A 14,142-nucleotide genomic window follows, 5' to 3' on the forward strand; every position below is an offset into this window, starting at 1 on the left:
GATATTCGGCCATATTGCAAGGTTTTGTTTACGTGAACGCTAACATAACAAAACATACCAAAGGTGTTCAAAACCTCACTTTTCGTCGGCTCTTAAAGTTAGCATGAAAGGGCAATGTGAGGGTGCTCTGCGGCGCGGAATAAGCCGCGTTTGCGGCATCCAGAATATTGGAAGGAAAGTATACACCTATGACCGATTTCACTTGGTCGGATTTGGACGAGCGCGCCGTCAAGATGGCGAAGGTGCTCTCCGCGGATGCGGTTGAGCGGGCTGGCAGCGGCCACCCAGGCTCTCCCATTTCCCTGGCTCCGATTGCCTACACACTTTATCAGCATTACATCAAGCACGATCCCAACGACCCCCACTGGGACGGCCGCGATCGTTTCATTCTCTCCGGTGGCCACGCCTCGCTGACTCAGTATGTTCAGCTTTATTTCGCCGGCTACGGTCTGACGCTTGACGACCTCAAGTACTTCCGCGGCGGCGCCGACACGCGCACCCCGGGCCATCCTGAAGTCGGCCTGACCCCCGGCCTTGAAATGACCACCGGCCCGCTCGGCCAGGGTCTCGCTTCCGCCGTCGGCTTCGCCTATGGCCAGCGCTTCGAGCGTGGCCTGCTCGATCCGAACGCCCCCGCCGGCACCTCGCCCTTCGACCACAAGGTCTGGGTCATCTGCGGCGAAGGCGACGTCGAGGAAGGCGTTTCTTCGGAAGCCTCTTCCCTCGCCGGCAACGAACGTCTCGGCAACCTCACCGTGATCTTCGATGCCAACCACATCCAGATCGAAGGCGACACCAAGCTCACCTTCTCCGAAGACATCCTCAAGCGTTATGAGGCTTACGGCTGGTACACCGACGAAGTCAGCTTCGTCCAGCCCGACGGCTCCTACAAGGAAGACACCGAGGCCCTGGCCGCGGCGCTCGACAAGGCCGAGAAAGTCACCGATCGCCCGAAGTTCATCAAGGTCGACACCCTGATGGCCTGGCCGACCCCCGGCAAGACCAACGACGAATCTGCGCACGGCTCCAAGCTCGGCGCCGAAGCCGTCGCCGGCCTCAAGAAGGTTCTCGGCTTCGACCCGTCAGTGGACTTCCCCGTTGACGAAGAGGCTCTGGCCCACGCCCGCAAGGTCGCCGACCGCGGCCTCGAGGCTCACAAGGAATGGGACGAGAAGCTCGCCGCTTGGCGCAAGGCCAACCCCGAGCAGTCCAAGCTCTATGACCGCATCAAGGCCCACAAGCTCCCCGAAGGCTTCGACGAGGCCATCGACGAGCTCGAGAAGAGCTTCGCCGCCGGCGATCAGGCCGCGACCCGCAAGTCCTCCGGCCAGGTTTTGAACGCCATCGCCAAGGTCATGCCGGAACTGTGGGGCGGCTCCGCCGATCTCGCGGGCTCCAACAAGACCGACATCGACGGCGCTGAGACCTTCGGCCCCGAAGCCGACGAGACCCGCACCTGGCCCAAGGCCAACAAGTACGGCCGTCAGCTGCACTTCGGCGTGCGCGAGTTCGCCATGGGCGCCATCACCAACGGCATCCTGTTGGGCAGCGACACCCGTCCCTACGGCGGCACGTTCTTCCAGTTCTCCGACTATGAGCGTCCGGCGGTCCGTCTCGCCGCGCTGATGAAGCTGCCGAACCTCTACATCTGGACCCACGATTCCGTGGCTCTCGGCGAAGATGGCCCGACCCACCAGCCGATCGAGCACCTGGCCGCCTTCCGCGCCATGCCTGACATGGAAGTCGTCCGCCCTGCCGACGAGTTCGAGACCGCCGAGGCCTACCGCTACTTCTTCGAGAAGAAGAACACCCTGCCGACCGCGATGATCCTGACCCGTCAGGGTGTACCGACACTTGCCGAAACCGCCGAAAAGGCGCATGACGGCGTTCGCAAGGGCGCTTACGTCCTCGTCGACACCGACGGAGAACCCGATGTCATCATCATGGCCACCGGTTCCGAGGTGCAGTGGGCCGTCGAGGGTGCCAAGACCCTCGCAGCCAAGGGCGTGAAGGCCCGCGTGGTTTCCTTCCCGTGCATGGAATGGTTCGAGGAACAGGACGAGGACTACAAGGAAGCCATCCTTCCGAAGTCCGTTCGTGCCCGCGTCTCCATCGAGGCCGGTATCGCCATGCCTTGGTACAAGTACCTCGGCAGCTGCGGCAAGCCGGTTTCCATCGAGCGTTTCGGCCTGCAGGGCGACGGTGCGCAGAACATGATCGACCTCGGCATCACCGCCGAGCATGTGGTCGAAGCCGCCGAAGCCTCCATCGAAGAGGCTCGCGCCTGAGGTCCTGACCTCAACAATGCATAAGCGATGCGGTTGTTTGCCGGATTTCGCAAGAGCCGCAAGTAGCCGCATCGCTTTGAAAAACAAAAACTTTCCAATACCGATATTGGAATAAGGAGATAAGAATATGACAGAAGCAACGCAGCGCACCAGCGATTCCGGTGTCTCGATCTGGCTCGATGACCTTGATCGCACGCGTATCACCTCCGGCAACCTGCAGGAGCTCATCAAGGACAAGAACGTCGTTGGCGTGACCACCAACCCGTCCATCTTCCAGAAGGCTCTGGCCCAGGTCGGCCCGTACGACGAACAGCTCAAGGAACTCGGCCGCATCAATGTCGAGGACGCCGTTCGCGAACTGACCACCACCGATGTGCGCAACGCCACCGATATCTTCCGTGAAGTCGCCGAGAAGACCGATTACGTCGACGGCCGCGTGTCCATCGAGGTCGATCCCCGTCTGGCCCACGACACCGAGAACACCGAGAAGCAAGCCGAGCTGCTCTGGAAGATGGTCGATCGTCCGAACGCTCTGATCAAGATCCCGGCAACCCTTGAAGGCCTGCCGGCCATCACCGCCACGCTCGCCAAGGGCATCTCCGTCAACGTGACGCTCATCTTCTCGCTCGAGCGCTATGAGCAGGTCATCGACGCCTACATCTCCGGTCTCGAGCAGGCCGCGAAGAACGGCCACGATCTGAAGCACATGGCTTCGGTCGCCTCCTTCTTCGTCTCCCGCGTCGACACCGCCGTGGATAAGCTGCTCGAAGCCAACGGCTCCGACGAAGCGAAGGCTCTGGAAGGCAAGGCCGCTGTGGCCAACGCCCGCCTTGCCTACAAGCTCTATGAGGAGAAGTTCGCTTCCGATCCTCGCTGGCCCGCACTCGAGGCCAAGGGCGCCAAGAAGCAGCGTCCGCTGTGGGCTTCCACCGGCACCAAGAACGCCGCCTATTCCGACTGCAAGTATGTCGACGAACTCGTCGCTCCTGACGTCGTCAACACGATGCCTGAAAAGACGCTGAACGCCCTCGCCGATCACGGTGATGGCAAGCCCAGCATCGCCGGCACCTATGAGGAGAGCCAGGCCATCATGGACAAGCTCGCCGCACTCGGCATCAACATCAAGGACGTCACCGACCAGCTCGAAGCCGACGGCGTCTCGAAGTTCATCGCCTCCTGGGATTCCGTGCTTTCCGACACCCAGGCCGGTATCGACCGCGTCAACGGCTGATTCCCTTTAATCCGGGGTTACGTGAGTCCCTCGGATATGTGTTGTTCAGACACCCTCCAGGCCGGTAGGCCAAGCTTTACGTCTGAACAACACATATCCGAGGGACTCACTCATGCCTAGAGAAAGGTGACTCTTTCTGCCAGCGGATAAAAGAATTGTACTAGCTCAATAGCTGTTTGGACCACTCGGCGAGGAGAGGTTTTACGGCTTCGGGGTTGTCGACGTGGATGTTGTGACCGGCGGGATCGATGATTTTGTAGACGGCGTTCGGATAATGCGGGAGCAGGGCCTTTTGGTCTTCGTTGCCGACAATCTGGTCCTGTTGGCCGGTCACTATGAGCGTGGGACCCGAATAGATTCCCAAGCGCTGCTCTGGATCTGTGTCGAGCCAGTAACGCTGGCCGAGCTTAGCGTTGGCTTCGCGGTCGCAGAGCTTGGTTCCGGGGAGGATATAGCGCTGGTAGCGACGCCAGGCGTCGAAAGACTGGTTAACGCCCATGGTGACGAAATCGATGACCTTGTCTTGTGGCAGGCTCTGGGTCAGCTGCGGGTTCGCGTCAGCAACGACGTGCTTGGCCAAACGACGATGCGACATCACCGGGTCGACTACGGGAGCGATTAGAGCCAGACCGGCGACACGTTTGGGCTCTCGGGAAAGAGTGTCACGTACCAGCGCTCCGCCCATGGAATTACCAAGAAGAGCAAAACGTTTATTATCACCGACCAATTCGTTGACGGTATCGAAGAACCAGTCCGCGAGCTCCGGTAATCCTCCGACGCCCGGCAACGCCGGAGTCCGGCCATATCCCGGCAGATCCATATAGATACGTTGCGTTCCTTCGGCAAACGCGTCATCGAGCATCATCAGCGAACGATGGTCGACACCCATGCCATGGGCGATGACGATGGGCAGCCCTTCCCCTTTGACAACCGTATACGCTTCAGGCTGCACAGCCATATCACTACTCCCCTTTTTACCTGCTAAAATCTTCGATCCAACGATACACCTTCACAAACCGGTCAAATCGAAGGCACAATCACAAAGCCATATTCAAAAAAGACCAAACCGCAGCACTCATAGATGTGCTTCAACCCATTGGGCCACACCGTCGTCGTTGTTCGACGGGCAGAGCTCATTGACGATAGCCTTGACCTCGGGTTTGGCGTTGGCCACAGCGACACCGCAACCGGCATGTTGCAGCATGTCGATATCGATCAGGTCGTCGCCGAAAGCAATAGTATCGTTCATGGAAATATCAAAATGGCGACAGGCTTCACGCATCGCGTTGAGTTTCGTGGCTTTGGGATTCATCAGCAGCCAGAGCACATCCTCGGAAATAAGCAGCGACATATCTTTGGGTAGCAGGGACTTCAGCCGCTCTTTCTGCAAATCCGTGGGAAACATCATGATCTTGTCGGCCATGCCTTCGCGCAGATCGCTGAAATCAGTGCGTGTATACTGCTGATTCGGCCAGACTTCATGCAGATCGAAATTCATATAACGGGTGTCATCATATTCAATGCCCATCCGCAAATCGGGCATCTGCTCGAGCAGACTCTTGCAGATCTCAACGCAACGGGCTACAGAGACTCCGAAACGGAGGATGTTCGGATTGCCGACATTGCTGTTGTCGGCCACTTCCTGCACGCTCGAGTGCACGCAATCGAGGTCGACCACGCCGCCGTTGTGATAGGCGCACGCCGAGGCGCCGATCCGATGGACGAGATCGAACGCTGTCAACGGCGGTCTGGCCGTCGCCACCATCACCACGTTGCCGGCTTTGCGTGCCGCGTCGAACGCCCGCTCGCTGCGTTCGGAAAGCCAACGCCCGTCGTAGTCGTCACCGCACAGCACGGTCAGGTCCAAATCGACCACCAGCAGCTTGCCGCCATGCGAAAGGTCAATATTCATAGTATTCGTTGCTTCCTCATAGCTCCGTCCAACAGTTTGAGATACAGAGCATCACCAAAACAAAAATGCGTTCCACGGTGATTCCATGAAACGCATTTACCTAAAAACTAGATAATCACTTGATCAGGTTGAACTTGGTCATCAGACCCAAAGCGATGATGATCGCTACCCAGAGCAGGGCAATGATAATCGTCCAACGGTTCAGGTTCTTTTCTGCGACACCGGAAGTACCTGCGTTCTGGGTCAGACCACCGCCGAACATATCGGAGAGGCCGCCTCCCTTGCCTTTGTGCATGAGAATCAGCAGCGTCAGCAGCACGCTGAAGACAACAAGGATGATTTGCAGAACCAGCTTGACGATTGCCATTGTCGACACAGTTGAACCTCCAGTTCGAAACACTAGTTAATAAGTATACCTCAAAGTACGGAAAACGTTCCATTCATCGCCGATGACGCTTCGTTGATTCAACGGGAAGACGTCACCGTTTTCAACGTGAGGCGGCAGATCTTCGAAAGCTCGTCCGCATCGAGCGAAGCGCCTCCTATGAGGAATCCGTCGACATCGGGCTGGCTGATCAGCTCGACGGCGTTCTTCGAATTCACCGAGCCGCCGTAAAGGATACGCACAACGTCCGAGACCTTGGAGCCGAACGTCTCGTGAAGGTTGCTGCGGATGGCCTTGGCTGCGTCCTGGGCGCTGGCCGGAGTCGCCACCAGCCCGGTGCCGATGGCCCAGACGGGTTCGTAGGCGATAATCAGCTTGGCGGCTTCCTCGTCGGAAAGATCGCGGGTGACGTCGTGGACCTGTCCGACCGCGAAGTCGAGCTCGATGCCCTTGCGGCGCTCCTCCATGCTCTCCCCCACGCACAGGATCGGCTGCATGCCGGCAGTCAATACCGCTCGTACCTGGTCGACGATATTGGCATCGTCCTCCGGATGGTACTTACGCCGTTCGGAATGACCGACGATGACGTATTTGCAGCCGAGTTGGGCGAGCATGTCGGCGTTGACGTCGCCGGTGAACGCCCCTTGGTTGGTCACCGAAACGGTCTGCGCGCCATAGTTGATCTTGAGCTTGTCGGCCTCGACCAGGACCTGTACGCTGCGGATCGAGGTGAACGTCGGCATCAACGCGACTTCGACACGTTTGTAGTCGAAATGGGCGTCGCGCAGCAGCCATGCGAGTTTTTGCACGAAATACGTGGCTTCGAGATGATCGAAATTCATCTTCCAATTGCCAGCCACCAATGGAATACGCGCAGAGGACATTGCTTTCCTTCCCAACCACGGAATCAAGGTTTATCTGCTCCAGGCCGCTGCAGCTACTCCCCGTATGAGGGTTGCAGCAGGCAAGTGCAAAACAAATGCGGACATACCGAATGGCATGTCCGCAAACATTCCTGTTAGTAGTGTAGCGCATCTCGGCTACTCAAGCCTCAACACACCGCACCGCTGACGGTTTCGAATCGATTACTCAAGCACCTTGAGGCCAGGCAGGGTCTTGCCTTCGAGGAACTCGAGGGAGGCGCCGCCGCCGGTGGAGATGTGCGAGAATCCATCCTCCGGGAAGCCGAGGTTGCGCACCGCGGAGGCGGAGTCGCCGCCGCCGACGATGGTGAAGGCACCCTTGGCCGTGGCGTCGACCATGCCCTGTGCGACTGCCTTGGTGCCGGCCTGGAACTGCTCGACCTCGAACACACCTGCGGGGCCGTTCCACACGACCGTCTTGGAGTCGACGATCTTGTCGTGGAAGAGCTTCTGGGTCTTCGGGCCGATGTCGAGGCCCATCATGTCGGACGGAATCTTGTCGGCGTCGACGGTCTGCGGGTTGACCGGAGTATTGCCATCCGGGAAGCCCTTGTTGACCACGACATCGACGGGGAGAATGAGCTCCACGCCGTTCTTCTTGGCCTCGTCCATATAGCCCTTGACGGTCTCGATCTGGTCCTTCTCCAGCAGCGAGGTGCCGACTTCGTAGCCCTTGGCTGCAAGGAACGTATAGGCCATGCCGCCGCCGATCAGGAGGCGGTCGGCCTTCTTCAGCAGGTTTTCGATGACGCCGAGCTTGTCGGAAACCTTCGAGCCGCCGAGTACGACGGTGAACGGACGATCCGGATTCTCGGTGGCGCGGGAGAGGGCCTTGACTTCCTTCTCGATGAGCTTGCCGGCTGCACTCGGCAGGTCGGCGGCCACATCGTAGTCGGAGCCCTGTGCGCGGTGCACGACGCCGAAGCCGTCGGAGACGAATACCTCGCCCAAAGCGGCGATCTTCTTGGCATACGCGGCGCGCTCGGCGTCGTCCTTGCTGGTCTCCTCGGGGTTGTAACGCACGTTCTGCAGCAGCACGACGTCGCCGTCCTTCATGGCGGCGACCTTGGCCTGAGCATCTTCACCATAGGTGTCGTTGGCCAGCGTCACGTCGACGCCGAGCAGCTCGCCCAGGCGCTTGGCGACCGGCGCCAGCGAAAGCTCCGGGACGACCTTGCCCTTCGGACGGCCGAGATGGGCCATCAGGATGACCTTCGCACCATCGGCACGCAGTTCCTTGATCGTCGGCAGCGCGGCGCGAATACGGCCGTCGTCGGTGATCGTGGTGCCCTTCAGCGGCACATTGAAATCAGCACGAACAAGAACCTTCTTGCCTTTCAGGTCCCCTAAATCCTTGAGTGTCCTCATTGGTATCCTTTCCTTGAAAATCGTTCCCGGCTCGAAAACTCGTTTCCGCCAGCCAGGCAAAAGCATATAGTTGTGACCTATGTCACTTGCAATGGTACAATCCTCGCCCAACAAGAAAGCAGTTTTTTGCAGAGATTTATCCCAAAATCCGGCATAATTTGTGAGCGTTAACATAGCTCTCTTATCAACAGAATCGAGCGATTTGAAATCGCAGAACACCTCTTCTGACAACCACACTGAAGAGGTGTTCACTAGTGACCCGGGCTTCCCCTACTCGCCCTGCTGCTGCTCCCGTGCCTTTTTCGTCTTATTGGCCAGTTGCAGCAAGCGACGGATACGTCCGGCGATGGCATCCTTCGTGATCGGAGGGTTCGAAAGACGGCCAAGCTCTTCAAGGCTCGCATCCGTATGCTGAAGCCTGAGATCGCCGGCAGCCTTCAGATTTTCGGGAATATCGTCGCCGAGAATCGCAAACGCCTGCTTGACCTTCTGGGTGGCTTCCGCCGCGGCCTTGGCACTGCGTCGCATGTTCGCATCATCGAAATTCGCAAGGCGATTGGCCTTGCCGCGAGCTTCACCATCCGTGCGCTTGCCCGTCCATTCACGGGCAGAACGAGGCGCCCCCATCAGCATCAGCATGCGTTCGATGGAATCCGAATCACGAAGCGTGATACGTTCTGAACTGCGAACCTTGCGCGCCTGGGCGGAAATGCCAAGCCTGCGGGCCGCCCCCTGCAATGCCGTCACCGTCTCATGCGAAGGGCAGATGATTTCGAGATAACTGGATTTGCCTGGATCTGAAATCATGCCGCGTGCAAGGAAGGCACCACGCCAGGCCGCTTTGACCTGCGCGATATTGCCGCTGATGACCTCGGCCGGAAGTCCCTCGACCAAGTGCATACGACGGTCAAGCAAACCCGTTTGCAAGGCAAGAGCGGTAGCCCCGCGTTCGACAAGCAGATCATAACGTTGCACAATGCCGTTCGGAGTCTGCCTGCTGATTTTGGTGACTTTGGCTTCACGCTGAAAATAATGTGCGATCGTTTGTCGCAACCATTCGGTCGCCTCAAGCGAATCGAACTGTGCTCGGATGACAGCCTTGTTGCCGACGGGACGCAGACCTCCCCCGAACCGCATCATCGTCGCGGCTTGCGCCATCTTCGCGGCCGGCAAATCCGTTTGTACGCTTGCCAACTCGCTTTTGACCTCGTTCAGAAGAGCCAAAGCCCAACCTCCTACTTCCCGTTCTTCATATAAGTGTAATTGGAGCATTAAACGGAGTCATCTCACGCAATGCCACGGCTATCTGTGATAGCGAATGACTTGGACAAGAATCCATCGTTTTACGTCCCTTTGCCCGTTTTATGTCAGTACCCTGATATCAGGATCAATCGTTCATTGAACAATAATTAACAATCTCACCTATGCTATTGTCGCTCATGACGATGCAACTCCCGTGCGGATACCGTGACACTCAGCCCGTGAGCCCTGAATCGTTTCGCCAATTCATTGCTGATCGCAACGGAACGATGCTGCCCGCCGGTGCAGCCGACAGCAATTGTGACATAATGCTTATCTTCCTGAGCGTAACCCTTGATGGCCACCATGATGGCTTTCTCATAGGCGTCAATGAATTCCTTGGCTCGCTCGTCACAAAGAACATAATCGCTGACGGCCTGATCGTTGCCGTTGAGTTCACGCAAGCTCGGCACCCAATAGGGATTAGGCAGGAACCTGACGTCGGCGACGAAATCCGCGTCGAGCGGAATCCCGTATTTGAAACCGAAACTGAAGATGTGGACGGAAACGGTTTTTGCGCCGCTGCCAAGCAGAGCTTCATAAAGTTTCGTCGAAAGCTGGTGGATGCTGAGCGCTGAAGTATCGATAACGGTATCGGCCCGTTCCTTGAGATTTTCAAGCAGCTCGCGTTCCTCGCGGATGCCGTCGATGAGACGGTTGCCATGCTGAAGCGGATGCGGGCGACGAACGGACTCGTAACGCTGCACCAGAACCTTGTCGCTGGCGTCAAGGAAAAGGATGTGCGTGCGTACACCCAGATCATCCAAATGGCTCAAAACGGCGGAAAGGTCGTCGAAATAGCTTCGCGAACGTACATCGATAACCGCCGCGAGCTTATGGACTTTGGAACCGGATGAGGTCATCATGTCGACCAGAGGAATCAACAGTTTCGGAGGAAGGTTGTCGACCACGTACCAGCCCATGTCTTCCACGCAGTCGGCGGCATGCGAACGCCCGGCGCCACTCATGCCGGTGATGAGCATGACTTCGAATTGACTGGCGGGTTTGGGCTCGTTGCTTTCCGTTTTTGGCGAAACGGCTTTTCCCGTAGCGTTCACGTCGTTCACATTTGATGCAAGGGCCGTCTTTTCGGCCTTGTTTCCGGTGCCATCCGGTCCTTGCGTTTCCGAAATCACAGTGCCTCCTGTAAGGCGTTTCTCATTGCTTGCTCAAAATCTGCCGTTCCTATGATATGCGCCCCTACCGTCATCAACCGAACTTGGGCTATGGCCTGATACAGCAGCATTTCCTCGCCGCCGATGGCCGTTCCGCCGTGGCTGCGCCAGACCTGCATGAGGTTGGTGGGCCGGGGATCATAGACGACGTCCAGGAGGGTGCCAGATGAGAAGGTATTAGAGGAATCATCCAAAAAATCGGCCAGTTTCCCGGCACTTTCGTCGGCTCCGTGGGCGGGTATGGTGTTGATCACGATATCGGCCTGGGCCAGATACCGCGGAGCCTCGCCAAGCGGCACTTGCTGGTAGCCGAAGCCGTCTCGAGACTCTGCCAGTTGTTTCATCGGGTCGTGGTCATGCTGATGCCGGGCGCAAACCGTTACGTCGGTGACTGCGCCTTTGCCGGGAACCTTGATTTCCGTACATGCCGCCAAAGCCGAAAGTGCAGTGTTGCCATTGCCAAGAATGACCGCTTTCGCTCCTGTACGCTCAGGCTTTCCGGCACTATTGTTGTCGGACGTATCGGGACTGACGGCTGTCATTGATGTCCCAGACAGGAAATGATCGAATTCAGGATTCTGAGATTCAAACTTCTTTTTTTCGGAAAGCTGCCAACAATGCGAAAACGCTTGTATGATGCCTTCGACATCAGTGTTGTACAACCTGATATCCGGTTTATCCGTACCCTTGTTCCATGAAAAAACAGCGGTATTGGCCACGTGAAGCCTACGCGACCAAATATCTGCCGGAGTTCCATAAGGCTGAATCGTACGTTTCAGCGGCATGGTCAGGCTCAAACCGGCCCATGAAGGATCTAGGCTCTTGAGGAAACCGTCAAGGTCTTCTTCACCGACCTCAACACGGTCGTAGTACCAATCGCCGAGACCCAGAGCCTTATAGGCTGCGTTGTGCAGCACCGGCGAAAGCGAATGCGAAATTGGTTTTCCAAGAACCGCGCAACGATGGTTGATTCCGTTGATCATTGGTTGACGCTCCTTCCGTCGATTACTCTATTCGTCGCGAATTGCTCATATTGATTTGGTTATAAGGTGTTTCCCTGCCGAGAATGCTCAATCTGTCCGGGATATGGTCGTAGACGCCGGCTGTGGCTTGGTCTCTTCAGAATCGTTGTGGAGGGCGGTATAGACCGCTTCGGCTTTGGCCTTGCCGATTCCCTTGACGTTCTCAAGGTCTTCGAGGCTGGCCTTGCGGATGCCCTTGACCGAGCCGAAGGCACGCAACAGCTTTTTCTGATAGCTTTCGCCGATGCCCGGGATGTTGTCGAGCGCGGAACGAAGGGCACCTTTGCGGCGGGACTTGCGGTGATAGGTGATAGCGAACCGGTGGGATTCGTCGCGCACCCGCTGCAGCAGATACATGCCTTCGGACTGACGTTTGAGGATGAGCGGATAGTCCTCCCCCGGTATCCAGACTTCCTCAAGCCTCTTGGCCAAACCGCATACCGCCACGTCGTTCACGCCACAGTCTTCCAAGGCCTTGGCCGCAATCTCGACCTGGGGCTTTCCGCCGTCGACCACGATAAGGTTAGGCTTGTAGGCGAAATGACGTGGATGCGTGTCTTGCTGGACGACGGCATCCGCGCTGGTCAGGCCTGAGCTTTCAGAACCGGCATTGTGGTTGACGACGTCATTATTCTTGTTATCCTTATCACTGCTGTTGTTGTGGCCTTGGAATTCCCCTGACTGCTGTTGCACCTGTTCGATGCGCTTTTCGTTGTCGATGCTCTCTCCGGTGTCGCCGGCGATATTGCCGTGACGGAACCTGCGGGTGAGGGTCTCGTACATGGCACTCAGATCGTCGAGCGCACCTTTGCCGTCCTTGCCGCGAATGGCGAAACGACGGTATTCGGACTTCTTGGCTATCGCATCCTCGAAGACCACCATGGAGGCGACCTGATAGATGCCGCCGATGGTGTTGGAGATATCGTAACCTTCGATACGCAACGGCGAATCGGGAAGCCCCAGCGCCTTGGCCACGTCGTTCATCGCCTGCGTTCGAGCACCGATGTCGCTGATACGGCTCATCTTGCTGCGTTGCAGCGCCTGCTTGGCGTTGGCGTCGGCACGGTCCATCAGTGCCTTCTTTTCGCCGCGGCTAGGTACGCGAATGGTGACCGCCGAGCCTCGCAGGCCGCTCAGCCATTCCTCAAGTTCGTCTCGCCTAGCAGGTTCGATGGGAACCAATACCTCTCTGGGAATCGGCGAGATCGGCGCCAGCAAATCACTCCTGCCTGTCTGCATCCGACGTTCCCGACGAATACGCGTCGCCTGGGCGCGCGAAAGACTGTCGGTGGCGGTGATGCTTTGGGTCGCTCCCAAGGCGTCACGGCGCTCGACGATGTCTATGGCGCTGTCGGTTGGGGCAGAAGAAAGAGCGGAAGCAGAATCATCCCCGACCAGACCGCCTGAATCCTTGGCGACATCGCCGTCCTGTTCCAGCAATTCCTCACCATTGCTGGGAAGATTCAACGGGACATTGGCCTGGCTTTCCGTTTCCTCCATCATGTCGGAATAAACCTGTGTGATCAGGTCGGCGATAAGGTCGGCATCGTCGATGTCCTCGACGCGTTTGACGCTCCAATTGCGTTCGCCTCTAATGGAGCCGGAGCGCACGAAGAACGCATGGATGGAGGCTTCCAGCTCATCGGATTCCATGCCGAACACGTCGGCATCCACATCGGAATCGAAGACGACCGCATTCTGCTCGGACATCGTTTTGAGCATCGAGATCTGGTCGCGCAGACGCGCGGCTTTCTCGAATTCCATGTCGTTGCTGGCCTGTTTCATTTCACGGGTCAGACCTGCGATAAAAGAGGTGCCGTAGCGGCCGGTGAGCACGCCGACCAGACGCTCGCACATGCGACGATGATCCTTGGCACTGATCCTGCCGACGCACGGCGCCGAGCATTTTCCGATGGATGCCAGCAAACAGGGCCGGTTGGTCAGATGTGCACGGTTGAAGACGGTTTTCGTACAGGTCCGTACCGGAAACGCCTTGAGCAGCTTGTCAAGGCTGTGGCGCAAATCCCATGCCTTGACGTATGGGCCGAAATATCGGGTGTCGCGGCGCTTACGGTTGCGGGTCACCCACACCCTCGGATATTCCTCGCCCAGGGAGACGGCCAGGTATGGGTAAGTCTTGTCGTCGCGGAAGACGACGTTAAATCGCGGGTCGAATTCCTTGATCCACGTGTATTCGAGAGTGAGCGCCTCGAGCTCGGTGGCGACCACCGTCCATTCAAGGCTTCGAGCGGTGAGCACCATGTTCTGCGTGCGCGGGTGCAATTCGCTCAGCGGCTGGAAATAGAAGGTGAGCCGGTTACGCAGGTTCTTGGCCTTGCCGACGTAGATGACCCTGCCATCACCGTCACGCCATTTGTAGACGCCCGGATCGGTGGGGATGTCACCGGTGGCGGGGCGGAACAGATCGCGGGTGTCGCCCAGCAGACGCTTCGGTTTGCCGGCATCCGCCTGCGCCGTCTTGCGCCAAGCGCCCTCGTCGCGTCGCTCTTCCATAAGGATTCATCCCCTTCCTTTTCTT

At 57.8% G+C, this 14,142-nt stretch carries 11 protein-coding genes; 2 read left to right on the top strand and 9 right to left on the bottom strand.

Features of this window, described 5'->3' with window-relative positions:
- Window positions 1–188: 188 nt before the first annotated feature.
- Both tkt and tal read left to right on the top strand, forming a co-directional pair.
- Entirely contained in the window at window positions 189–2,288 is a 2,100-nt protein-coding gene (gene tkt, locus OZX71_RS04560) for a transketolase (protein ID WP_277159494.1), read from the top strand.
- Window positions 2,289–2,415: 127 nt separating this feature from the next.
- Window positions 2,416–3,519, top strand: a complete 1,104-nt coding sequence (gene tal, locus OZX71_RS04565) for a transaldolase (protein ID WP_277146712.1) — start codon at window positions 2,416–2,418, stop codon at window positions 3,517–3,519.
- Between the two features lie 160 nt (window positions 3,520–3,679).
- Here tal and OZX71_RS04570 read toward each other — a convergent pair whose 3' ends face one another.
- The 9 genes from OZX71_RS04570 to uvrC all read right to left on the bottom strand — a co-directional run bounded on the left by OZX71_RS04570 (window position 3,680) and on the right by uvrC (window position 14,117).
- Entirely contained in the window at window positions 3,680–4,477 is a 798-nt protein-coding gene (locus OZX71_RS04570) for an alpha/beta hydrolase (protein ID WP_277159495.1), read from the bottom strand.
- 117 nt (window positions 4,478–4,594) lie between these two features.
- On the bottom strand, window positions 4,595–5,431 hold the full coding sequence (locus tag OZX71_RS04575) for an HAD hydrolase family protein (protein ID WP_277159496.1): 837 nt from the start codon (window positions 5,429–5,431) through the stop codon (window positions 4,595–4,597).
- A gap of 115 nt (window positions 5,432–5,546) precedes the next feature.
- Complete coding sequence (gene secG, locus OZX71_RS04580) at window positions 5,547–5,798, bottom strand: preprotein translocase subunit SecG (protein ID WP_277146709.1); 252 nt, start codon at window positions 5,796–5,798, stop codon at window positions 5,547–5,549.
- Between the two features lie 98 nt (window positions 5,799–5,896).
- Window positions 5,897–6,700 carry a triose-phosphate isomerase gene (gene tpiA / locus OZX71_RS04585; RefSeq protein WP_277146708.1) on the bottom strand — a complete coding sequence of 268 codons (804 nt, stop codon included), beginning with the start codon at window positions 6,698–6,700 and terminating at the stop codon, window positions 5,897–5,899.
- 201 nt (window positions 6,701–6,901) lie between these two features.
- Complete coding sequence (locus OZX71_RS04590) at window positions 6,902–8,107, bottom strand: phosphoglycerate kinase (RefSeq protein WP_277159497.1); 1,206 nt, start codon at window positions 8,105–8,107, stop codon at window positions 6,902–6,904.
- Window positions 8,108–8,377: 270 nt separating this feature from the next.
- A complete protein-coding gene (gene whiA, locus OZX71_RS04595; RefSeq protein WP_277159498.1) occupies window positions 8,378–9,331 on the bottom strand; it encodes a DNA-binding protein WhiA in 954 nt (317 codons plus the stop codon).
- A gap of 203 nt (window positions 9,332–9,534) precedes the next feature.
- Window positions 9,535–10,473, bottom strand: a complete 939-nt coding sequence (rapZ, locus tag OZX71_RS04600) for an RNase adapter RapZ (RefSeq protein WP_348519536.1) — start codon at window positions 10,471–10,473, stop codon at window positions 9,535–9,537.
- 65 nt (window positions 10,474–10,538) lie between these two features.
- Window positions 10,539–11,564 (bottom strand): shikimate dehydrogenase, encoded by a 1,026-nt coding sequence (locus OZX71_RS04605; RefSeq protein WP_277159499.1) that lies wholly within the window; start codon window positions 11,562–11,564, stop codon window positions 10,539–10,541.
- Between the two features lie 87 nt (window positions 11,565–11,651).
- Window positions 11,652–14,117: an excinuclease ABC subunit UvrC gene (uvrC, locus tag OZX71_RS04610; protein WP_277159500.1), complete on the bottom strand. Its 2,466-nt coding sequence runs from the start codon at window positions 14,115–14,117 to the stop codon at window positions 11,652–11,654.
- Between the last annotated feature and the right edge of the window lie 25 nt (window positions 14,118–14,142).

Origin of the sequence: Bifidobacterium sp. ESL0764 (genome assembly GCF_029395515.1) — a bacterium.
In the GTDB taxonomy this organism is placed as follows: domain Bacteria; phylum Actinomycetota; class Actinomycetes; order Actinomycetales; family Bifidobacteriaceae; genus Bifidobacterium.